The sequence below is a fragment of the Galbibacter kalidii genome (assembly GCF_026241135.1).
In the GTDB taxonomy this organism is placed as follows: Bacteria; Bacteroidota; Bacteroidia; order Flavobacteriales; family Flavobacteriaceae; genus Galbibacter.
The window spans coordinates 53,703-77,284 of record NZ_JAPFGA010000009.1; the positions used below are offsets into that span (position 1 = coordinate 53,703).

Annotated in this window: 21 protein-coding genes; 17 read left to right on the plus strand and 4 right to left on the minus strand. The window is 37.8% G+C overall.

Features of this window, described 5'->3' with window-relative positions; all coding sequences use genetic code 11:
* The first annotated feature begins 108 nt into the window (after window positions 1-108).
* Both OOZ15_RS10690 and OOZ15_RS10695 read left to right on the plus strand, forming a co-directional pair.
* Window positions 109-789, plus strand: coding sequence for a 2'-5' RNA ligase family protein (locus tag OOZ15_RS10690; RefSeq protein ID WP_265956398.1), 681 nt, complete (start codon window positions 109-111; stop codon window positions 787-789).
* Between the two features lie 107 nt (window positions 790-896).
* The gene (locus tag OOZ15_RS10695; RefSeq protein ID WP_265956399.1) at window positions 897-1,268 is read left to right on the plus strand and encodes a rhodanese-like domain-containing protein; all 372 of its coding nucleotides are present in this window, start codon (window positions 897-899) and stop codon (window positions 1,266-1,268) included.
* A 44-nt stretch (window positions 1,269-1,312) separates the two neighbouring features.
* On the opposite strand, the gene OOZ15_RS10700 is transcribed toward OOZ15_RS10695, so the two are convergent.
* The 4 genes from OOZ15_RS10700 to pncB form a co-directional block, all read right to left on the minus strand.
* Window positions 1,313-1,759 carry a hypothetical protein gene (locus tag OOZ15_RS10700; RefSeq protein ID WP_265956400.1) on the minus strand — a complete coding sequence of 149 codons (447 nt, stop codon included), beginning with the start codon at window positions 1,757-1,759 and terminating at the stop codon, window positions 1,313-1,315.
* A 74-nt stretch (window positions 1,760-1,833) separates the two neighbouring features.
* A complete protein-coding gene (locus OOZ15_RS10705; protein ID WP_265956401.1) occupies window positions 1,834-3,870 on the minus strand; it encodes a M3 family metallopeptidase in 2,037 nt (678 codons plus the stop codon).
* Window positions 3,871-3,960: 90 nt separating this feature from the next.
* Window positions 3,961-4,449, minus strand: a complete 489-nt coding sequence (gene purE, locus OOZ15_RS10710) for a 5-(carboxyamino)imidazole ribonucleotide mutase (RefSeq protein WP_265956402.1) — start codon at window positions 4,447-4,449, stop codon at window positions 3,961-3,963.
* Window positions 4,450-4,595: 146 nt separating this feature from the next.
* The gene (pncB, locus tag OOZ15_RS10715) at window positions 4,596-5,780 is read right to left on the minus strand and encodes a nicotinate phosphoribosyltransferase (RefSeq protein ID WP_265956403.1); all 1,185 of its coding nucleotides are present in this window, start codon (window positions 5,778-5,780) and stop codon (window positions 4,596-4,598) included.
* A gap of 473 nt (window positions 5,781-6,253) precedes the next feature.
* Here pncB and OOZ15_RS10720 point away from each other — a divergent pair, with 473 nt between their 5' ends.
* The 15 genes from OOZ15_RS10720 (at window position 6,254) to OOZ15_RS10790 (ending at window position 23,580) form a co-directional block, all read left to right on the plus strand.
* Window positions 6,254-7,081: a prephenate dehydratase gene (locus tag OOZ15_RS10720; protein WP_265956404.1), complete on the plus strand. Its 828-nt coding sequence runs from the start codon at window positions 6,254-6,256 to the stop codon at window positions 7,079-7,081.
* Window positions 7,078-8,226 (plus strand): pyridoxal phosphate-dependent aminotransferase, encoded by a 1,149-nt coding sequence (locus tag OOZ15_RS10725; protein WP_265956405.1) that lies wholly within the window; start codon window positions 7,078-7,080, stop codon window positions 8,224-8,226. Before OOZ15_RS10720 ends, OOZ15_RS10725 begins: the two co-directional genes overlap by 4 nt.
* Window position 8,227: 1 nt before the next feature.
* Window positions 8,228-9,088, plus strand: coding sequence for a prephenate dehydrogenase (locus OOZ15_RS10730; protein ID WP_265956406.1), 861 nt, complete (start codon window positions 8,228-8,230; stop codon window positions 9,086-9,088).
* A gap of 12 nt (window positions 9,089-9,100) precedes the next feature.
* A complete protein-coding gene (locus tag OOZ15_RS10735; protein ID WP_265956407.1) occupies window positions 9,101-10,183 on the plus strand; it encodes a bifunctional 3-deoxy-7-phosphoheptulonate synthase/chorismate mutase type II in 1,083 nt (360 codons plus the stop codon).
* A 104-nt stretch (window positions 10,184-10,287) separates the two neighbouring features.
* Entirely contained in the window at window positions 10,288-11,238 is a 951-nt protein-coding gene (gene rsgA, locus OOZ15_RS10740) for a ribosome small subunit-dependent GTPase A (protein ID WP_265956408.1), read from the plus strand.
* Between the two features lie 114 nt (window positions 11,239-11,352).
* A complete protein-coding gene (gene dtd, locus OOZ15_RS10745; protein WP_265956409.1) occupies window positions 11,353-11,805 on the plus strand; it encodes a D-aminoacyl-tRNA deacylase in 453 nt (150 codons plus the stop codon).
* A 219-nt stretch (window positions 11,806-12,024) separates the two neighbouring features.
* The gene (locus OOZ15_RS10750; protein WP_265956410.1) at window positions 12,025-13,929 is read left to right on the plus strand and encodes a DUF3858 domain-containing protein; all 1,905 of its coding nucleotides are present in this window, start codon (window positions 12,025-12,027) and stop codon (window positions 13,927-13,929) included.
* Window positions 13,930-13,952: 23 nt separating this feature from the next.
* Window positions 13,953-15,968, plus strand: a complete 2,016-nt coding sequence (locus OOZ15_RS10755; RefSeq protein WP_265956411.1) for a DUF3858 domain-containing protein — start codon at window positions 13,953-13,955, stop codon at window positions 15,966-15,968.
* A gap of 1 nt (window position 15,969) precedes the next feature.
* A complete protein-coding gene (locus tag OOZ15_RS10760) occupies window positions 15,970-16,296 on the plus strand; it encodes a nucleotide pyrophosphohydrolase (RefSeq protein WP_265956412.1) in 327 nt (108 codons plus the stop codon).
* 76 nt (window positions 16,297-16,372) lie between these two features.
* Window positions 16,373-17,602, plus strand: coding sequence for a 3-phosphoshikimate 1-carboxyvinyltransferase (locus tag OOZ15_RS10765; RefSeq protein WP_265956413.1), 1,230 nt, complete (start codon window positions 16,373-16,375; stop codon window positions 17,600-17,602).
* Window positions 17,603-17,893: 291 nt separating this feature from the next.
* Window positions 17,894-18,943, plus strand: coding sequence for a tRNA preQ1(34) S-adenosylmethionine ribosyltransferase-isomerase QueA (gene queA / locus OOZ15_RS10770; RefSeq protein ID WP_265956414.1), 1,050 nt, complete (start codon window positions 17,894-17,896; stop codon window positions 18,941-18,943).
* A 252-nt stretch (window positions 18,944-19,195) separates the two neighbouring features.
* Window positions 19,196-19,957 (plus strand): Crp/Fnr family transcriptional regulator, encoded by a 762-nt coding sequence (locus OOZ15_RS10775; protein WP_265956415.1) that lies wholly within the window; start codon window positions 19,196-19,198, stop codon window positions 19,955-19,957.
* A gap of 237 nt (window positions 19,958-20,194) precedes the next feature.
* Window positions 20,195-21,580 (plus strand): CmpA/NrtA family ABC transporter substrate-binding protein, encoded by a 1,386-nt coding sequence (locus tag OOZ15_RS10780; RefSeq protein ID WP_265956416.1) that lies wholly within the window; start codon window positions 20,195-20,197, stop codon window positions 21,578-21,580.
* A gap of 16 nt (window positions 21,581-21,596) precedes the next feature.
* Window positions 21,597-22,703: an ABC transporter permease gene (locus OOZ15_RS10785; RefSeq protein ID WP_265956417.1), complete on the plus strand. Its 1,107-nt coding sequence runs from the start codon at window positions 21,597-21,599 to the stop codon at window positions 22,701-22,703.
* Between the two features lie 28 nt (window positions 22,704-22,731).
* Entirely contained in the window at window positions 22,732-23,580 is an 849-nt protein-coding gene (locus tag OOZ15_RS10790) for an ABC transporter ATP-binding protein (RefSeq protein ID WP_265956418.1), read from the plus strand.
* Window positions 23,581-23,582: the final 2 nt, after the last annotated feature.

Genomic DNA, 23,582 nt, shown 5'->3' on the forward strand with positions numbered 1-23,582 from the left:
TTTGTGTGCTTTGCGAAAATCTTTGCACCCTTTGCGTGAAATAATGATTGACCTCTTATTAAGCAGTTAGGCTACATTTGGATCCCGAATCAAAAAAAAGTTTAATTAATGAATCTAAAGGAACATTATAGAAAACTATATAACGAGTCAATTAACAAAATCTCATCTGACAAATATGAAATTGATAATTTAATAGACTCAAAATTTGACCAAAGATTTGGAATAACTCTTCTTATCAGGCCATCAGATGAAATAAAAGAGAACATTCAAAAACTACTTAACGAACTAAAAACAGTTGAGCCTAATCAATATTATTACCTAAATTCTGATATTCATATCACAATTATGTCTATAATATCCTGTTATGAAGGTTTTGATATTAAAAAAATCGAATTACCAAAATACATTGAATTAATTAAAAAGTGCTTGCCGGCCAATCAAAATTTGAATATCCAATTTAAGGGTTTGACAGCTTCTGATTCTTGTATTATGCTACAAGGATTTATGGATAATGATGTATTGAACGAAATCAGAAACAAATTGAGGGTTGAATTTAAAAATTCTAGACTCGAACAAAGTTTAGATAAAAGATACCCTATTCAAACAGCACATTCAACAATTGTACGGTTTAGAAAACGTTTTGAACAAAAAGGTGATTTCTTAAAAATAATAGACAAATATTCTAATCATGATTTTGGCTCTTTTGAAGTGAAAAAATTAGAATTTGTTTATAACGATTGGTATCAAAGAAAGGGATTTGTGAAGAAACTATACGAATTTGAAATATAGAAACGTAGGCTATAGGCTTGTTGTTGATTTGAAGCTGAAAATCCGTGAGGGTTTCCAGGAACGAGCCATACAAAAAAACGATTAACCTGAAATAATTAAGATATACAATGAAGCCATACCTGATTTTTTTATTGCTGATATTCCTAGCGCAAACCGCATGCACTTCAAAAACACAATCCATCACCGATTTTGATGGGGAATTGTCAGAAAACGAAGTGCTTATCGATGTGCGTACACCGGAAGAATATAGTAAAGGTTATATTGAAAAAGCGGTCAATATCGATGTGAAAAGTGATGATTTTGTGGAAAAAGTAGAACAAATTGATAAAAACAAAAACGTTTATCTCTATTGCCAAAGCGGAGGAAGAAGTTTGAAGGCTTCAAAAATTTTAGATTCTTTGGGCTTTAAACATGTCTATAATTTAGACGGCGGATTTACGGCTTGGAAAGAAGCTGGAAGGGATTATGTGGAGGAATAATACTGATTGTAAGTCTAACACTTCGGGGGTCGATGATTTTGGTTTTACCACTCTCGCCAATCCTCAGTGATGTCTTCATCTTTGTCATTATAGCCTTTTAAATGTCCAGCTAAAATAATAATCTCAGCAATTTGTTCTCTTTGACCTGTTTCAATTAATTCATGTCCACACTTTTCATTCAAATCATTTAGTTCAAAAACAACATTTTTAACACTTAACATTCCACTTTCTTTTGAGTTTGATATTGAGATTTCAGCAAGAAAGCTGTTGATTAACTCCATACACTTTTCAACATCGGATATTGTGTATTCGGTTTCTCCAGGTTCAATAAACTCAATCATTCCTATTTTTAAATCTTCAGATATTTTTTTGATTTCGAGGTTCTCTTTTAAATTCATTTCGGGTATATTAGTTAGTCTTTCATTTTCTTTTTGTCCGTAAGCAAATGCTGTAAATAAAATTAGATTTATGACTAAAAGTTTAATTTTCATACGATTTCCTTTACTAAGGCATAGCTTTTAAAAGACCTTCTAGGTTTCAAAAACCTAGAAGGTCTATATATTTATCATTTACTTCCAATCAACCCCGCTCTTCTTAGCAGCGCATCCGGCTGTGGTTCTTTTCCCCTAAAGCGTTTGTACAATTCCATCGGGTTTTCCGTTCCTCCTTTGGAAAGGACGTTTTCTTTAAATTTATCAGCGACCTCTTTATTGAAGATTCCTTTTTCCTTGAAAAGTTCAAAAGCATCCGCATCGAGTACTTCGGCCCATTTGTAGCTGTAATACCCGGCAGAATATCCGCCTTGAAAAATATGTGAAAATGCCGGACTCATACAGGTTTCCGAGGTTTCAGGATACAGTTGTGTGGATTTAAAAGCGTTTGTTTCGTGTTCTTTTACATCGGTAATGTCTTTTGGGTTGGCTCCGTGCCAACTCATGTCCAGCATCCCAAAACTTAACTGACGAAGCGTTTGCATGCCTTCCATAAAAGTAGCCGACTCTTTGATCTTTTTTACATATTCCATCGGAATGACTTCATCGGTTTCATAATGTCTGGCAAAAATCTCCAAAGCTTCTTTTTCATAACACCAATTTTCCAGCACCTGACTTGGCAGCTCAACAAAATCCCAGTACACACTCGTACCGCTCAAGCTCGGATAGGTGGTGTTGGCCAACATGCCGTGGAGGGCATGTCCGAATTCGTGAAACAGGGTAGTCACCTCGTTAAACGTAAGCAATGATGGCTTGGAAGAGGTGGGTTTGGTGAAATTACAAACAATGGAAACATGAGGTCTTGAGTTTTCCTCGTTTCTTTTGTATTGATTCTTGTAAATCGTCATCCAAGCACCGTTTCTCTTGCCCGCACGCGGATGGAAATCAGCATAAAAAATAGCGGTGAGTTTCTTATTTTCGTCAAGCACCTTGTAGGTTTTGACATCCTCATGGTATTTGTCGATGTCTTTGGTTTCTTCAAAAGTGAGTCCGTACAGGCGCTTGGCTACTGTAAAAACCCCTTGGATAACATTCTCAAGCTTGAAATAGGGCTTGAGTTTTTCATCATCCAGATCAAAAAGTTTTTGCTTGAGCTTTTCCGTATAAAAAGCGCCGTCCCATTTTTCGAGTCTATCAATACCGTCAGTCTCTTTGGCGAAGCTTTCCAGTTGTGAAAACTCGCGTTTGGCGGCTGGTTTAGCTTTTTCCAGTAATTCCGCTAAAAAACTGTTGACTTTTTCCGCAGTTTTGGCCATTCGTTCTTCAAGAACAAAGTGGGCATGAGTTTTATAACCGAGCAATTCTGCCCGCTGCTGACGCAGGTTGACAATCTGTTTTATGATCTCGCGGTTATCAAATTCATTGCCGTGGAAAGCCTTACTGCCAAAAGCCAATGACATTTTCTTTCTCAGTCCCCTGTTTTCAGCATAGGTCATCAAAGGGATATAACTCGGGTAATTCAAAGTAAACACCCAACCTTCTTTTTTTCTCGATTTGGCTTCATCAGTTGCGGCTTCCAAAGCACTTTCAGGAAGACCTTTTAGTTCGTTTTCATCCGTAATATGAAGCTCAAAACTATTGGTTTCAGCCAAAACATTTTCCCCGAATTTCAGGCTCAACTTCGATAATTCCATATCGATATTTCTCAATGTGGCTTTTTTGTCCTCGGGTAAATTGGCTCCATTTCTGGAAAAATTCTTATAGGTTTTATCCAAAAGCATTTTTTGTTCGGGATTTAACGAAAGCTGGTCTTTCTCTTCCCAAACGGTTTTTACCCTTTTGAAAAGCGCTTCATTCAAACGGACGTCGTTTCCGAATTCTGAAAGCAAAGGCGAAATCTCCTGAGCCAATTTTTGAATTTGCTCATTGGTTTCGGCGCTGTTCAGGTTGAAAAATATCGACGTAACCCTGTCTAGATGTTCCCCTGAAAATTCCAAGGCTTCAATGGTGTTTTCAAAATCAACGGCTTCCGGATTGGAAGTAATTGCATCGATCTCAGCTTTTGTTTTTTGGATTTCCGCTTTAACTGCCGGAAGAAAATCTTCGTTATTTATTTGAGAAAATGGGGCAGTGGTATATGGGGTTTTAAATGCTTGATTTAAAATGTTCATCAGTTGTTTTAATTTTTTTGCAGTCCTTATGTTTTGTATTGTGCATGTCCCTCCTGAGCATAGTCGAAGGGTTGTCTGTGTGAATAGGGGCTAACTTTTCTTCACACTTTTAGCACCTTCGATCACCTTAGCTTTCAGGTTTTCTTTATAATTCAAAATAGCTTTTTGTACTTCGGAATTGCTACTTCCAATAATCTGGGCAGCCAGAATACCGGCGTTTTTTGCACCGTTAAGCGCTACGGTAGCTACGGGAACACCACCCGGCATTTGAAGAATAGAAAGCACCGAATCCCATCCGTCTATGGAATTACTACTTTTTACGGGAACTCCAATAACGGGTAGAGGCGATAGCGAAGCTACCATACCCGGTAGATGTGCAGCACCTCCGGCACCCGCGATTATTACGGAAATACCTTTTGTATGGGCATTTTTACCAAAATCATACATTTTTTCGGGGGTTCTGTGGGCAGAAACAATATCGACTTCCACTTCAATTTTCAGTTCTTTTAAAACGTCTATTGCGTCTTGCATAACAGGGAGGTCACTCGTACTTCCCATAATGATCGCTACTTTTGCCATTTTGTATATGTTGAATTAAAGACCCAAAGTTAAGAAGTTTGAAAGTAATAAGTTAGAAAGATAAATAACTTCTTCTGAGAAATTCCAATACCCAAAAACCTTGAACCTGAAATCTTAAACGTTGAGCATCACTACTGCCCATTGATTTACTCGATCCGAAGCAAATCCTTCGCTAATGTGATCATTTCCGGATCACCGGTATGTTTGTTGGGCTCATCAGAAAGTTTGACGGTGGGCAACCATTCTTGATCACTGGTTAAAACATCAGTCAATTTGATAACGATATTCATGGGTCTGAGTCCCACATCATTGGTCAGGTTGGTGCCAATTCCGAAGGAAATGCCAATTTTGCCTTTACAAGCTTTGGTTATTGATTCTACCTTCTCCGGGTTCAATCCGTCTGAAAAAATAATGTATTTATAAAGTGGATTGATGCCGTGACTTTTATAATGAGCAATGGTTTTTTTAGCAAACTCAATAGGATTACCACTATCGTGACGAACGCCGTCAAACAATTTGGCAAATTTGGTGTCAAACTGTTTAAAAAATACATCCGTGGTATAAGTATCAGACAAAGCTACACCTAAATCCCCGCGATAAACATCCACCCAATGTTCTAGAGACATGGCGTTGGCCATTTTAAATCCGAATTCAGCAGCGTGGAACATAAACCATTCATGGGCATGTGTTCCGATGGGTTTTACATTATAGAGCATGGCCATATGTACATTGCTGGAACCGGCAAAACTCTTTCCTTTAAAAGCATAAAGTGCGTGCATCACCTCGCGATGTGTGCGGTATGAATGTCTTCGGCGGGTGCCAAATTCAGCAACCGTAACCCCCAGTTCGTTGTATAGTTTGATCTTATCCAGTGTTTTCTCAACGATCTTTTCTTTGCTCCAGGGTTCTTGCTCGGTGAGTATATAGTAGAGTTCGCTGATCAGGGAGAGCAGCGGAACTTCCCATAAAATGGTACGATACCAATACCCCGAAATAGTCACTTCAAGGTCCTCACCGTCTTGAACGATGTTGACTTCAGAAGGATCATATCGATATCCTTCAAGAAAATCGATATAAGCCGGATTTAGATACGGACAATGTTCAATCAGGAACTGTTTTTCGTCCTTGGTCAGCTGTAGTGTGGCCATATTGTTGACTGCCGATCGCAAAGCATTTTCAAATCCCTCCGGAAATTTATGCTCTCCACGATTGATGAATTTGTATTTCGATTTTACATTGGGGAAGAGCTTGACCACGGCACATTGCATGGTGAATTTATAAAAATCGTTGTCGAGTATGGAGTTGAATACCTTAAAATTATCCTTAAGCATGGAAGTCTTCAATTTTTATGTTGAAAAGTACATAAAATTTTCCATTGTACTTATATGAAAACATCAATGAAGAAAAAAAGAAACCTTTGTCTTTGGTAGATAAACTGTTAGATAGATAGAATATTTAAATAATAATATCGTCTTCATAATCATCTAAAGGTTGGGAAACTTTGCTTATGTACATTTCATATTATCAAAAAAACGTGATTTTTGAAATTATATCTTCAAAAAAAGTTATGAAAATATAATTTTTCAAAAAAAATACGTTTCGATTATTTCTTATTCCAAATTAATAATTACATTAGCACCTTCAAACAAAAAGAAAGTATGTTGGCAAACACATATATCTGGAACTTTTATTTTTTCTTCTTTTATTTTTTTAATGAAAGAACGGGACGGATATAGGTTATTGTCAAAGTAAAATATACATGGTCCCGGAATTTTTTCGGGACTTTTTTTATGCGAAATTTTAAATGGACTGTAAGATTGCGATACAAGGAATTTTAGGCTCTTTTCACCATCAGGTGGCAGAAGAGTATTTTGGGAAGGATGTTGCTTTAGCAGAATGTCTTTCTTTTGATGCTGTGGTAGATAGCCTGTTAGATAAAACTAGTGGAGCGGCTGTTATGGCCATTGAAAATTCTATTGCTGGGTCTATCATACCGAACTACGCTTTGATCAATGATAATGAGCTGCATATTATAGGGGAACATTACATCAATGTGCATCATAATCTATTGGCGCTGACCGGACAATCGATATCTGATATTAAAGAAGTGTATTCACATCCGATGGCCTTATTGCAATGTAAGGTCTTTTTTAAACAGTATCCGCATATAAAATTGATTGAAGATGCAGATACCGCTGAGGTAGCGAGAAGAATACACCAAGGGCAATTGAAAGGAGTGGGGGCTATTGCCGGAAAAACGGCGGCCGAGATTTTTGATTTGGAAATATTGGCTGAAGAGATCCAAACCATCAAGAACAATTCAACGCGTTTTGTGATCGTACAGACAAAGAATTCAGCAATTTCGGAAGAAGAGATCAACAAAGCATCGGTAATGTTTGAATTGGGAAATAAAAGAGGGAGTTTGGCAACGGTTTTGAATGTGATGAGCGATTGTAAACTGAATTTAACAAAGATCCAGTCACTCCCGAAGATCGAAACACCGTGGAAATATTCATTTTTTGTGGATGTTACTTTCGAGCAATATGAAGATTTTGCAAAAGCGAAATCGGTATTGGCGATTATGGCTTCACATTTTAAAGTACACGGGGAATATAAAAATGCTAAAAAATGATACAAACAGCGCATCGTTTACACAGTGTTGAAGAATACTACTTCTCAAAAAAATTAAGAGAGGTAAGAGCACTTGTGGCCAGTGGTAAACCTGTGATCAATATGGGGATTGGAAGCCCCGATATGACGCCTTCAGAAGAAGTTTTACAAGCTCTGATCGCTTCGCTTCGCGAAGATAAAGCCCATCAGTATCAAAGTTATCAAGGCTTACCGGAGTTGAGAAAGGCAGCAGTTGATTTTTATAAGGAGCATTTCAGTGTAAACCTCGATTCCGATAGTGAAGTATTGCCCTTGATGGGTTCTAAGGAAGGGATTATGCACATAAGCATGGCATTTTTGAATGAGGGGGACGAGGTGCTAATTCCCAATCCGGGATATCCTACTTATAGTTCAGTGACCAAATTGGTAGAAGCTGTTCCGGTGTATTATGATCTGACGGAAGGTAGTGACTGGCTGCCCAATGTTGAAGCTTTGGAAGCAATGGACCTCTCAAAGGTAAAACTGATGTGGCTTGGTTATCCGCATATGCCTACAGGGGCAAAAGCCAATGTAGAATTATTTGAAAAATTGATCGCTTTCGCCAAGCGGAATAACATTCTGTTAGTGAATGATAATCCATACAGCTTTGTACTCAATGAAAACCAATTGAGCATACTTGCCGTTCCGGGAGCAAAAGAGGTGGCGTTGGAATTGAATTCCCTGAGTAAAACCTTTAATATGGCCGGATGGCGTGTAGGTTTTGTCTATGGAAGTAAAGCACACTTGGATGCAGTCCTTAAAGTGAAAAGCAATATGGATAGCGGTATGTTCTACGGCTTGCAAAAAGGTGCTATAAAAGCTTTGGCATCTTCCGCAGAATGGTATTCAAATTTGAATGAGGTATATGCGCTAAGAAGGGCTTTGATTTATGAGTTGGCAGAAAAATTAGGTTGTACATACGACAAGAACGCCTCCGGGATGTTTGTGTGGGCAAAATTGCCTGAAGGAGCACCATCCGCAGAGGAATTTATAGACGAAGTACTTTACGACAAAGATATTTTTATAACCCCGGGAACTATTTTCGGAAGCAATGGATCGGGATATATACGATTTTCTTTGTGTGTAAAGGAAAAGCAAATAAAAGAAGCAATAAGTAGATTTAAATAAAATGAACGTATTTGTAATTGGATTGGGACTTATAGGAGGTTCGATGGCATTGGACATCAAACAGTCCAACAAGAAAGCACACATTATGGGGTTTGATGCAAACGAAGCGCATATGAATCGGGCTTTGGAGATCGGATTCATAGACGAAAAAGCATCTCCTGAGGATGTGAGCAAAGCTGATGTTGTGATTGTTTCCATTCCGGTAAATGCATCTGTAAAACTGATTCCCGGATTATTGGACAAAGTAAAAGACAATGCTTTGGTTTTTGATGTGGGCTCGACTAAATCACTTATTTGCAAAGCCTTGGAAGGCCACGAAAAACGACGAAATTTTTTAGCTACCCACCCGATTGCAGGAACCGAGTTTTCAGGTCCCGAAGCAGCTGTCGAGGGGTTATTCCGGGGAAAGACCAATATTGTTTGTGAAGTGGAAAAAACCGCTTTCAAACTTCAGGAAAAAGCATTTGGGATTTTTAATGATTTGGGGATGCGCATTTGCTATATGGAACCTAAATCGCACGACAAGCACATCGCTTATGTGTCGCATTTATCACACATAAGTTCGTTTATGCTGGGGAAAACGGTTATTGAAAAGGAAAAAAACGAAAGGGATATTTTTGATATGGCCGGTAGTGGATTTGAAAGTACGGTGCGTCTGGCAAAAAGTTCGCCCGAAATGTGGCAGCCTATTTTTGAACACAATAAAGAAAATGTAATAGAAACATTAGATGAATATATCGCCAACCTTCAAAAATTCAAAGAGTTGATGGAGGCAGGCAACTTTGATGCCATTTATAAGGAAATGGCAGATACAAACAGAATTAAGGAAATATTAAAAGGAATTTCAATCAAAACTTCATAAGTAAATTAAAAAATGGAAAATTCAGCAGCACTTAGAACATGGTTAGACGAGATGAACTTAGACCATCCGTTGGTTATAGCGGGCCCATGTAGCGCAGAAACGGAAGAACAGGTTTTAAAAATCGCACACGAGCTCAAAGATAGCGACGTAAATTACTACCGAGCGGGAATATGGAAACCGAGGACCAGACCGGGGAATTTTGAAGGCGTAGGCTCAATAGGATTAAAATGGCTTCAGAAAGTAAAAGAAGAAACCGGACTTAAAACAGCTACCGAGGTGGCAAACAGAAACCATGTCGAACTGGCATTGGAGCACGATGTAGATTTGTTGTGGATCGGAGCGCGTTCTACGGTGAGTCCGTTTATTGTTCAGGAGATTGCTGATGCTTTGGAAGGAACCGATAAGATCGTATTGGTTAAAAACCCAGTTAACCCGGATCTTTCTTTGTGGTTGGGTGGTATCGAGCGTTTGTATAAGAAAAATATCAAAAAACTTGGGGTAATTCACAGAGGATTCTCTACTTATGAGAAAACAAAATACCGTAACATTCCGGAATGGCAGTTAGCGATCGAATTGCAGAACAAATTCCCTGATTTGCCTTTGGTTTGTGATCCTTCACACATTACCGGAAAAAGGGATATGATCTTTGACGTGTCACAAGCAGCTTTGGACCTGAATTATGACGGTTTGATGATAGAAACCCATTTTGATCCGGACAATGCGTGGAGTGATGCGGCTCAACAAGTAACACCAACGGCTTTGAAAGGTATCATGAGAGACTTGAAAATCAGAAAAGAAACCAATGAAGAAGCTGAATATAAAAGCAAATTGAGCAATCTACGAGCTCAGATCGATGTGATCGATAACGGTTTGGTGGAGAACATGGGCAAACGTATGAAGATTGCCGATGAGATCGGACAGTTGAAAAAGAGAAAAAACGTAGCGGTATTACAATCGCAACGATGGAATGAAATCTTAGGAAAAATGATTCTTGAAGGTGAAGAAAAGGGCTTGAGCGAAGAATTTATCTTGCGTATTTTCAAAGCCATCCATCAGGAATCAATCAATCATCAGGAGAAGATTATTAATGCTTAAAATAAAAGCACAGATTATGTTAAAGGCAGCTCTTTGAGTTGCCTTTTTTAATTTATACAGCAGAAAGTTGTTAATTTGCAACAGCAAATGATTATACATCATAAATGACAGGAATCGTATATAAATCAACCGGAAGTTGGTATAATGTAAAAGCTGAAGAGGGCACTTTTTATCAATGTAGGATAAAGGGGAAGTTCAGGATGCAAGGGATAAAAAGTACCAATCCGATTGCAGTGGGTGATGTGGTGGAATTCAATCTGGAAACTGTGGGCGATGAAACGCGGGGGGTCATTACAGACATTCACGACCGGAGAAATTATATTATCCGGAAATCGGTCAACCTTTCCAAACGCACACATATCATTGCTGCAAATATTGATATTGCATTCTTGATGATTACCTTAAAAGATCCGGTGACCTTTACTGATTTTATCGATCGTTTTTTAGTGACTATAGAAGCTTATGATGTTAGACCGGTCTTGCTTTTTAACAAAATTGACACATATACTGAAGAAGAACTTTCCGATGTAAAATACCTGACAGAAGTTTATAGAAACATTGGTTATACCTGCATAGGGGTTTCAGCAAAAACAGGAAAGAATTTGGATCAGGTAAAAGAATTGATGATAGGGCAGACAAGCATTTTTTCGGGGCATTCCGGAGTAGGAAAATCTACTTTGATCAATTGTTTGGAGCCGACTCTGAAATTGAAGACGGCCGAAATATCCGAACAACACAAACAAGGACTTCACACCACGACCTTTGCAGAGATGTATGATCTTAGCTTCGATGCTCGCATTATCGATACACCGGGAATAAAAGGTTTTGGAATCGTCAACATGGAACGATATGAGATTGGTGATTATTTCCCGGAATTTTTTGAGCGTAAGAGCGCGTGTAAATTCAACAATTGCCTGCATATAGATGAGCCGAAATGTGCCGTGAAAGCGGCGCTTGAAAACAATGAGATCGCATGGAGCAGATACAAGAGTTATTTGCAAATACTGGAAGGGGAAGACGAAAATTACAGAACTGATATTTACGGAGAGAATTAAAGCCCTCCCCTAACCCCTCCCGAAGGGAGGGAGATTATAAAAACTAATTTGCCCTAACTCCTCCCCGCCTCAGGCGGGAGGTTGGGAGGGGATCATAAACATTTAACACAACAAATGCGTGCAGTTATACAACGGGTAAGTCAGGCCAGTGTCACCATAAACGGAAAAGAAAGATCAGTTATTGATAAGGGATTACTTATCCTACTCGGAATTGAAAATGCAGATGGTCAAGAAGACATCACCTGGTTGGTGAAGAAAATATGCGGATTACGGATTTTCAACGACGGGAATGGAGTGATGAATCACTCTGTAAAAGATGTTGATGGGGATGTTATCGTGGTGAGTCAGTTTACTTTGCATGCCTCTACTAAAAAGGGGAACCGGCCATCGTATATCAAAGCTGCAAAACCGGATATTGCTATTCCACTTTATGAAGCTTTTGTTCAAGAAATGGAAACAGGGCTTGGAAAAAAAGTAGGCACGGGAGAATTTGGGGCAGATATGAAAGTATCCCTGCTGAATGATGGTCCTGTAACCATAATAATTGATACAAAAAATCGGCATTAATCCCACTAAGTGGGTTTAATTTACCTGAACCATCGGGACTGCATCGAGAAGAAATAAGGTTTTTTTGTTTTAATAATTTGTGGGCCTGCCTTTGTCGGCAGACAGGCTTGACCCGAGGGAGTTGATAGATAGTTAACACCTATTTTCTTTTTATTTAGGAAAATTTGTTTATTTTTAAAACCTAAACAATACCTAACCTGAATGCTTCTTAAATATTTCATGGCTATAGTTTGCTATATAGCCGTCGTGAGTTATTCCTTTTCACAGGATTCGGAATATCAGTCTATTTTATTTAAAGACGAACTGAAAAAAGATGCAGATGCTATCGTTAGACAGGATAGTATGCACATAGAGATTTCTTCATATAAAGACATGGAAATCACTAAAGAATATGTGATTACTGTTTTTAACAAAGCAGGAAATAGGTATGTTAGAATTGGTGAAGGCTATGACAAAGAACGGTCGATAAAATCTATTGAGGCTGTGGTCTATGACCGAATAGGGAATGTTGTAAAAAGAATAAAAAAGAGGGATTTCAAAGACCGAAGTGCAGTTTCTAACGGTACGCTGTATTCAGATTCGAGGGTTTTATATTACGATTACACACCGACTTTCTATCCGTACACTATAAAATTTGTAAGCACAGTAAAGACTGCAAACACAGTTTTCATTCCAAATTGGTATTTTATCAGCGGATATAATTTGAGTGTCGAAAAGAGTGATCTCCACATCGTCTATAATGAGTCTGATATGGAACTCTTACTGAAAGAAGACAACCTTGAAGCTTATGATATTGAAAAAGAGATAACAACCAACAGTATTATATACAAAGCAAGATCCTTGCCAGCCATAAAAAGTGAAGAATTGGCTCCGGAATTCCCGAAAATTGCCCCAAAACTACAAATTACTTCAAATCATTTTAATATTGACGGAGTAGAAGGGTATGCAGGCAATTGGAGCGAACTGGGAAAATGGATGTATGATAAAATACTGATCAACAGGGATCAACTTCCTGAAAGTACAGTAGCCAAAGCAAAAGCACTGGTAAAAGACATTGACGATCCGTATTTAAAAGCGAAGAAGATATACGAATTTGTTCAAGAACAAACCCGCTATATAAGTGTGCAAGTGGGTATTGGAGGAATACAACCCATAACTGCTGAAGAAGTGGATAGGGTAAAATATGGTGACTGTAAAGGACTTACCAATTATACCAGATCTTTGTTGGCCGAAGTAGGGATTGAGTCTTATTACACTCATGTGGAAGCCGGAAGCGAAATTGTGGATTTTGAAACGGAATTTGCTTCCCTTGAACAAGGGAATCATGCGATATTGGCCATTCCATACAACGATAATTATTGTTGGATAGATTGTACTTCGAGGCTGCTTCCGTTTAATTTCATAGGTGATTTTACTGATAACAGGAATGTTTTGGTGATGAAACCAGAGGGAGGTGAAATCGTAAAAACCGCTTCCTATCTGAATGAAGATAACCTCATGGTCAATCAGGGTATGTTTCAATTGAATGAAGACGGATCCATAGATGCAGAGGTGGATATCTTGACAAAAGGGGTGCTTTATGACAACCATTTTTATCTGGAAACAAGATCACAAGAAGACATTGATAAGTTCTATAAGCAATATTGGAACTACATCAACAATATGTCGATAGCGTCTTTTGAATTTGAAAATGATAAGGATTCGATTTCATTTTCAGAAAATGTAAAATTCTCTGCGGAAAAATACGCTTCTATTTCAGGAGACCGCATTATTTTTAATATAAACGCCTTCGATCGCAATTCTTATGTTCCGGATCGATACCGAAACAGGACAACCCCATTCGAGATACAAAGAGGGTATATGTATAAAGATAGTATTACTATCAAACTTCCCAAAGGTTACACTATTGAAGCCATGTCTGAAGGGGAAAAGATAGAAAATGAGTTTGGTACATACGAATACGAGATCAGTAAAATGAACGATAATGAACTTCTATACCGTAAACAGTTCTTATTGAGAAAAGGGAGTTACTCAAAAGGAGATTACGATTCATATAGGACGTTCAGAAGAAAAACCGCTAAACTGGAAAATCAAAAAATTGTCTTGATAAAACAACAATCTTAAAACAACCTAAACTACTACCTAAAATGAAAAAAACGATCATACTACTATTGTTCTGTCTTTTAACAGTAAATGTCATTGTCGCACAGAATTATAAGTTTGGAAAGGTATCCAAAGAAGAGCTTGAGTCCAAAGTCCATAAGAAAGATTCTTCAGCTGTTGCATCTGTTTTATATGAAGATCATCGCTCTTATGTTGAATATTTCCAAAATCAGGGATTCATGTTGATTACTACAGTTCATAAAAGAATCAAGATATATGATGAAAAAGGATTTGGTTATGGAACAGACAAGGTGTTTTTGTATAACGGAGATAGCGATAAGGAAAAAATTTCTTCTATAAAAGGATATACCTATAATTTAGAAAAAGGCAAGGTCAAGGATACCAAATTGTCAAAAGACGGAATCTTTGAAAATGAAGAATCTCAGTATTGGAACAGTGAAACATTTACGTTTCCTAATTTGAAAGAAGGGAGCGTGATAGAATATGAATACAAAATCATATCCCCTTTCCTTACCAATGTTCGTGAAGTTCAGATTCAGCGTGAAATTCCGGTTGATAAACTGGATGCGAAATTTGAGTTCCCCGAATATTTTTACTTTAAACCCCAGGTAAAAGGATTTTATCTTTTTAAGGTTGATAAAAGTGCTAAGAACGGATCTATTAATTTTACGACCAAAAACAGACAGCCATCGGGATGGTCTTCTGGACCTACCAGTTTTAGCAATAATAAGGTATCCTATATAATTAATGTGAATAGCATTTCCGTAGAAGATGTCCCAGCATTGAAAGATGAACCCTATGTCAACAATATCGACAACTACAGAGCGAGTATAGATTTTGAGCTTTCCTATGTCAAGTTTCCGAATGAATCTACTGAATATTATTCCACTACTTGGGAAGCTGTTGCAAAAAAGATATATGAGTATGATGGCTTTGGTGATGAATTGAAAAAAACGAGATATTATGAAAGCGCTATAGATGCCTTGATGGCCAAAGCAAGTAATACAAGTGAGAAAATAGGATTGATCTATACTTTTGTTAAAAATAAAATGGCATGGAACAAGAACAATGGTTTTACTTGTGACAACGGAGTTAGAAAAGCATATAAAGAAAGTACTGGCAATGTAGCTGATATCAATTTGATGCTCACATCTATGCTGAATTATGCCGGAGTTGAAGCCTATCCTGTGTTGGTGAGTACACGTTCTCATGGAATTCCACTGTTTCCAACTCAAGACGGATTTAATTATGTGATAGCAGTGGCAAAAATAAATGATGCTTGGGTGACCATGGATGCTACTGATAAATATGCATCTCCAAATATATTGCCTGAGCGTGCATTGAATTGGATGGGGAGAATAATTAGAAAAGACGGGAACTCCATGCAGATAGACCTTACTCCCAAGCATGTGTCCAAACGTTTGGTGTTTATGAATGTGAATCTTTCAGAAGAAGGTGATGTAGAGGGTAAGATAAGACGTCAGTATTTTGATCATAATGCGTTTAATTTTAGAGCAAGGAACAATCATATTGATGGAGAAGAATATTTGGAATCATTGGAGAACAAATTGGGTGGAATAGAAGTGAATGATTATAAAGTTGACAACAAATTAGACATTCAAAAACCGGTAGTAGAGCAATTTGGTTTTTATAAAGAGAGCGCCTGTGATATGATTGGGGATAAAATGTATCTTTCGCCACTGCTTTTTTATACGGAAGAAGAGAATCCCTTTAAATTGGAAAAAAGGGAATTCCCAATAGATTTTTCATACCCTACAAAAGATCAATTAAGGATCAATGTGAAAATACCTGAGGGGTATAAAATAGAATCGATGCCCGAACCTGTTAAGTTGGCCCTGCCGGACAACATAGGAAATTTCTTGTATCATGTGGCTGAAAGTGCCGGAGTAATACAATTGCTCGTGGATTTTGAAATTAATACTGCAATCGTTCCATCACTTTATTATGAGACAATAAAGCAGTACTTTAGCACAGTGGTTGAAAAGGAAACAGAAAAAATAGTACTCAGTCAGATATAAAATGAACATTGAAAACGCACAACTGGAAGTTGATAAATGGATAAAAGAACACGGCGTTCGTTATTTTAACGAGTTGACCAATATGGCACAGCTTACAGAAGAAGTAGGTGAAGTGGCCCGAATTATAGCCCGTCGGTATGGTGAGCAGAGTGAAAAAGAAAGCGACAAGGACAAAGATTTGGGCGAAGAACTGGCCGATGTGGTTTTTGTAGTCTTGTGCTTGGCCAATCAAACCGGGATCGATCTGCAAGCTGCTTTTGAAAAAAAAATGGATGAAAAAGCAAAACGCGACCACGACAGGCACCACAATAACGAAAAGCTTAAATAAATGTTATGTTCTGATTCCCGCTTTTGCGGGAATCTTTTTTAAATTTACACCTTCGTTTCATTTAAAAACAAAGTAAGTGGATTTACACCTTCAATCTTCAACAACAAAACTGTCCCAAAATATAAAAATCACAGGTTCAAAAAGTGAGAGTAACCGAGCGTTATTACTCCAAGCATTGTATCCAAATATCAGCATTGAGAACCTTTCAAACTCTGATGATTCCCGGGTCATGGAAGAAGGATTGAAGGTAGAGCAGGGGGAAGTGGATATCCACCATGCGGGAACAGCCATGCGTTTTCTCACTGCTTTTTTTGCTACACAAGCGGGACGGGAAGTGACGTTAACAGGCTCGAAACGTATGAAAGAACGTCCGGTAAAGATTTTGGTGGAGGCTTTACGTCAGTTAGGAGCAGATGTGGAATATGAATTGAACGAAGGTTATCCGCCTTTAAATATCAAAGGGAAAAAAATAACAAAACACAAAGTGTCGTTGGCAGCCAATGTGAGCAGTCAATATATTTCAGCCTTGTTGTTGGTGGCGCCAACTTTGGAAAATGGCTTAGAACTCACCTTGGAAGGGAAAATCACTTCAGTCCCGTATATAAAAATGACCTTGGCTTTACTGAATGAAATAGGGGTGCAGACCCGTTTTGAAGGCAATGTAATCACGGTAGCCCCAATGACCGAAAATCCGAAGAAAACCATTGTAGTGGAATCAGATTGGAGTTCGGCTTCCTATTTTTACAGTATTGTGGCCTTGTGCGATGTAGGTTCGGAAATCAGTTTGTCCAGCTACAAGGAAAACAGTTTACAGGGGGATAGTGTTTTACAGGAGATTTATAAACAGTTTGGTGTGGAAACCAGCTTCGACGGACATACGATTAGCTTGAAAAAAACGGCTGAAGCAGACTTAAACAAAACCATAAAGATTGACTTGGCCAATGCTCCCGATATTGCACAGACAATTTCAGTGAGCTGTTTTGGTTTGGGGTTAAAATGTGAGCTCTCAGGCTTGCATACCTTGAAAATCAAGGAAACCGACCGCTTGGAAGCCTTAAAAACCGAACTTTCAAAATTGGGGGCAGATATTAAAGTAACCGATAAAGAATTATTTTTAGAACCCTCGAAAACCATCAATGAAAAAGTAGGCATCGATACTTATAACGACCATAGAATGGCGATGGCTTTTGCTCCTTTGGCTTTAAGGGCGCCTATTGTTATCAACGATGCTGAAGTAGTATCAAAATCCTATCCCGATTTTTGGAAAGATATGGAGGCCTTGGAGATAACAGTTGAGAATTTGTAGAATACCCAATATTAGAATTGATTTTCAAAGCGTTATCTGCAACAATTTTATAAATAATTGTTGTTTTCCTTGACAACCCCTATTTCCATATTGTATATTTGCAATTCGTAAAAAATACAAGTGTAGGTAGTTTCATTTGTAAGTGCCTGCATTAATTATTTATAACAGATTTGAATCCAAACAGTACCAGTGCAAAATAGTTGCCGATTTTTCTAAGATCACAAACGATTTTTAGAATATCGGTTTTTTATTTGTGCATACGGATTGTTGAAAACAAATGAATATAAACACATGAAATTATCACATTTTAGTTTTGATCTTCCAAAAGAATTGTTAGCTGAATATCCATCTGAACACCGTGACGAAGCACGGTTAATGGTATTGCATAGGAAAGAACAAAAGATTGAGCACAAATTGTTCAAGGACCTTATTGATTATTTTGATGAAGGAGATGTTATGGTGCTTAATAATACTAAGGTTTTTCCCGCTCGTTTGTTTGGTAACAAAGAAAAGACCGGAGCTCGGATTGAGGTATTCTTGTTGAGGGAATTGAATGAAGATCAGCGTCTATGGGATGTTTTGGTAGACCCAGCGAGAAAGATTAGAATTGGAAATAAATTATATTTTGGAGAAGACGAGAGTTTGGTCGCTGAGGTGATCGATAACACTACTTCAAGAGGGAGAACACTTCGTTTTCTATACGATGGCTCTTATGAAGAATTCAGAAAAAAACTGAATGAACTTGGAGAAACACCACTTCCAAAATATATAAAAAGGGATGTTGAACCGGATGACGAAGAGCGTTATCAAACCATCTATGCCAAAAAAGAAGGTGCAGTAGCAGCGCCAACGGCCGGACTTCACTTTTCTAAACATTTACTGAAAAGGTTGGAGATAAAAGGGATCGATTTTGCTGAAGTTACTTTGCATGTCGGTCTTGGGACATTCAACCCGGTAGAGGTAGAGGATCTGTCTAAACATAAAATGGATAGCGAAGAGTTGTTTATTGATGAAAAGGCAGCAGCCAAGGTTAACAATGCCAAGAAAAGCAAAAGGAAAGTTTGTGCTATAGGAACCACGGCTATGCGGGCTTTAGAAAGTTCTGTGTCATCAGACTTGACATTGAATCCGTATGAAGGGTGGACCAACAAATTTATTTTCCCTCCTTACGAGTTTAGCATCGCCAATTGTATGGTGACCAATTTCCATACTCCAAAATCAACATTGTTGATGATGATCTCTGCTTTTGCAGACCATGATTTTGTAATGAAAGCATACAAAGAAGCCATCAAAAAAGAGTATAAGTTCTACTCTTATGGAGACGCCATGCTTATTTTATAAAAACTATATTATTAAGTTAAATAATGAGACCTGTCTATATTAGTAGGCAGGTTTTTTATTTATTGAACAACTACTATCGTAATCACTTCGTTTGTACTTTTTTAAAAATAGGAGTTCATAATTCTGAATTTCATCAATTTTATCTCCTAAATCAAGGATGCCTTAAAAATACGTGCCTTTCATCTGATTCTAAGTATCAATACTTATATTTGTTTTTAGAAAACTGGTATTCAAGGTTTAAAATATTGATAAGTGGAAAAGGAATCAATAAATACAATTACGCTTCCCAAAAGAAAGCAACGTGTCTTGAATAATACATCTTGCCATAATTGTGAAAACCATGAATGCTTAATCAAACGAAACTTAAGTGCTTTAGAAGGTTGTGATCTGATAAGTAAAAAGAATAATATTCGATGTAAGAAGGGACAACAATTCATTATAGAACGCGCTCCCGTAAACGGTTTGTTTTTCCTTTTCAAAGGATGTGTAAAAGTATTCAGGACAGGTATTAATGGAAGGGAGCAAATCGTCAGGCTTGCTAAAGCCGGTGAGATCATAGGACATAGAGGATTTGGGACAGAGGAATACTACTCCATTGGAGCCATTGCTTTAGAGGACTCAGAATTATGCTATTTTTCTAAAGATAATCTACAACAAACCTTATTGAGCCATTCGAAATTTGCTTACGACCTGATGCTTTTTTACGCCAATGAACTCAACAGAAGCGAGAATAAAGTGAAAACCATATCACAGATGACGGTTCGAGAGCGGGTCATAGATAGTGTTTTGTATTTACATAGAAAGTTTGGTGTTACCAACGGTTTTCTCAATCTTACCTTAAGCCGAAAAGAATATGCTGATTATGCAGGCACGACCGAAGAACAAGTCATTAGGGTAATATCGGTTTTAAAAAAAGAAAACCTTCTGATGGCCAAAGGCAAAAAAATTGGGATTACTGATCTTCAACTTCTTAAAAATGAAATTAGTGAACACAACTATTTTCTAGATAGTTGATAAACACTGGTTTTTATCTTGTCTCCTTACTCATAGTACGTATCTGTACGTATCAATTTTTATTTCCTAACAAATCATAAGAAATTAATAATCAGTACTTTATTTTAAAAACATGTTTTATGGCAGCTTTTTTTATGTTGTAAAAAGAGGTGTTTACATGGTTATTATCATTGAATAGGAGAGTTTCTACTTATACTTTTGCTTCAAATAAGTATTAATACTTAAAAAAGTAAACATATGAACTCACCAATCACAAAATCAACATTATTATTGTCCGTTGTATTACTATTATTTTCTTGCGGCGGAAAAGGGTCTAAAAAAACAACCTCTGAAAAAGAAGTTATAGAAACTTCAGCTACTAAAACTTTAGAGATTGAAAAACCTCAATTGACTTTCGGGTTTATTAAATTAACCGACATGGCACCCTTGGCCATAGCCAAAGAAAAAGGTTTTTTTGAAGACGAGGGCTTATTTGTGTCTGTTGAAGCACAATCCAATTGGAAAAATGTTTTAGATCGCGTTATCGATGGTCAATTAGATGGATCTCATATGCTGGCCGGACAACCTATTGCAGCTGGAGCCGGGTTTGGAAGGCAAGCAGCTTTGGTAACTCCTTTTTCAATGGATTTAAATGGAAATGCCATTACCGTATCGAATGATGTTTGGTCTAAAATGAAACCTAATGTTCAAAAAGATGCTGACGGAAAGCGAATACATCCTATAAAAGCCGATGCATTAAAACCCGTAATTGATGAATACAGGAGCAATGGAAAAGCCTTCAAAATGGGAATGGTATTTCCGGTATCGACCCACAATTATGAAATAAGATATTGGTTAGCAGCTGCAGGAATTCATCCCGGAATGTACACTTCTGATCATGTACAAGGACAAATTGATGCCGATGTATTGTTATCGGTAACACCACCACCACAAATGCCTGCAACTCTTGAGGCAGGAACTATCTATGGATATTGCGTAGGGGAACCTTGGAACCAACAAGCCGTTTTTAAAGGTATTGGAGTACCGGTGGTTACAAACTACGATATCTGGCAGAATAATCCGGAAAAAGTATTTGTCATGACCAAAAAGTTTGTTGAGGAAAATCCAAATACGGCTATTGCGGTTACTAAAGCATTGATTCGTGCAGGTAAATGGTTAGACAATCCTAAAAACAGGGCAGAGGCCGTAAAAATATTATCCATGTCCCAATATGTTGGAGCAGACGAAGTGGTGCTGGCCAATTCTATGACAGGGACTTTTGAATATGAAAAAGGGGATAAACGAGAAATGCCCGATTTTAATGTGTTCTACAAACATCACGCAACCTATCCTTTCTATTCTGATGGTATTTGGTTTTTAACGCAAATGCGTCGCTGGGGACAAATTCCGGAAGCCAAACCCAAAGCGTGGTACGATGAAACGATTAAAGATATTTATCGACCTGATATATGGAAAAAAGCAGCCGATCTATTAGTGGAAGAGGGGCATATCGAAGCCAAAGATATTCCAAATACCAATGGTTACAAACCTGCAACTACCCATTTTATTGACGGCAATGCTTACGATGGCAAAGACCCCATAGGATATATTAACAGCTTTTCCATAGGAAATAAAGATAAATAATAAAACCAACGGAAAGATGAAGCAAAGCATAGCATTAGGAAAACTGACCAAGTTTATGGGATCAGGTTTTTTGGGAACATTAAAATCGATATTTACAGGAAAGATCGAAAAAGAAGATTTTAAAAACTTCTTGAGAAAAGTAATGGTGCCTATAGCTTCTATACTCATATTTATAGGGTTGTGGCACATGGGAGCCAAATCTTTATACACTATTGAAGCCAATTATAAAATTGAGAAAGCATTAAGCGAACAAGGACAACAAGCCGCTGATGCCATGAAAGCCTGTATTGCGTCGGGCGATGTCAGTTGCCAGCCAAATACGTTACCATCACCTGCTCAGGTTTGGGCTTCTTATAAAACTTTGCTGCAAGACCATTATGCTATTAGAGCCAATAAAAAAGCGTTTAAGGAAAAAACGGCAACGATCAATGCAGAACGATTAGCCGAGGGGAAAAATCCTATCACTTATACGGGAAGACCTTCGTTTGTCGATCAAATACTAACAAGTTTAAAAACCGTTTTTGCAGGATTTCTTTTAGCCTTTATTATAGCCGTTCCAATAGGAATAGTTATAGGGCTTAGCAAAACCTTAAGGAGTTCGGCCAATTGGTTAATTCAGATATTCAAGCCTGTGTCACCCGTAGTTTGGTTGCTCTTGGTTTTTATGATTGTTAAAACATTAACCAAAGATTCACAATCCGACAGCGCGTTTATCATTTCTTTTATAAGTGTTGGTTTGTGTGCTATGTGGCCAACATTGGTCAATACCGCCATGGGGGTAGCTTCGGTAGACAAAGATTATATAAACGTGGCTAAAGTATTGAAGTTGGGCACTTTTAAAAAGGTCTATCAAGTAATATTACCTTCTTCATTGCCTTTGATTTTTACCGGTTTAAGAATTACGCTTTCTGTCTCCTGGATGGTACTTATTGCTATAGAACTGTTGGCACAAAGTCCGGGCTTGGGATCTTTTGTTTGGGAAGAATTTCAAAATGGAGCTATAGATTCAAATTCAAAAATCATTGTTGCCATGTTCGTGATTGGCGGTATCGGTTTTCTTTTGGACCGAATGATGTTGACTATTCAAAATATGGTGTCTTTTAATAAAAATGATGGGGTTTAATGACTTCACTGCTTAACAACAATCAGAAATGGCATACTTAGAACTAAATAATTTATCAAAAACTTATGGACAGGGCAATAGTGCCACCGAAGTACTTTCCAATATTAATTTATCTATTGAAGAAGGAGAGTTTGTTGCGATAGTTGGTTTTACAGGTAGCGGAAAAACAACGCTGGTAAATCTCGTCAATGGACTTCTGCAACCTACAAAAGGAGAAGTACTCTTTAAAGGTCAAGCCGTAGTAGGAACAAGTCATGAACGGGGTGTTATTTTTCAAAATTACTCATTGCTTCCATGGTTAACGGTAGGACAAAATGTGTACATGGCTGTAAAAGAGTCTTTTCCGAAGGAGAAAAAATCAACCCTGAACAAAATCGTGAGCAAATATGTTGAGATGGTCAATTTGACTCCTGCCCTGAACAAACGTCCCGCAGAATTGTCCGGGGGTATGCGTCAACGGGTGGCAGTAGCCCGGGCATTGGCCATGAAACCTGAAATGATTGTTATGGACGAACCTTTAGGGGCTCTTGATGCCTTGACACGTGGGAATTTGCAAGATGAAATTTTAAATATCTGGGAAAAAGAAAAGTGTACGGCTTTACTCATTACCAATGATGTGGATGAAGGAATTTATATGGCAGACCGGATTATACCATTACGCCCGGGACCAAACGCTACTTTAGGTCCAGAATTTAAAATAAATATTGACCGGCCAAGGGATAAAACAGGGCTGAACGATAACCCCGATTTTAAGCGAACCAGAAATGCTGTGATTGAATATTTAATGGATATAGGGAACCAGCGGAAATCAGAATCTGAAAAGGAATATGAATTACCGGACTTAAGCCCTAAAAATTTTGTAGGACACTTTAAATAAGA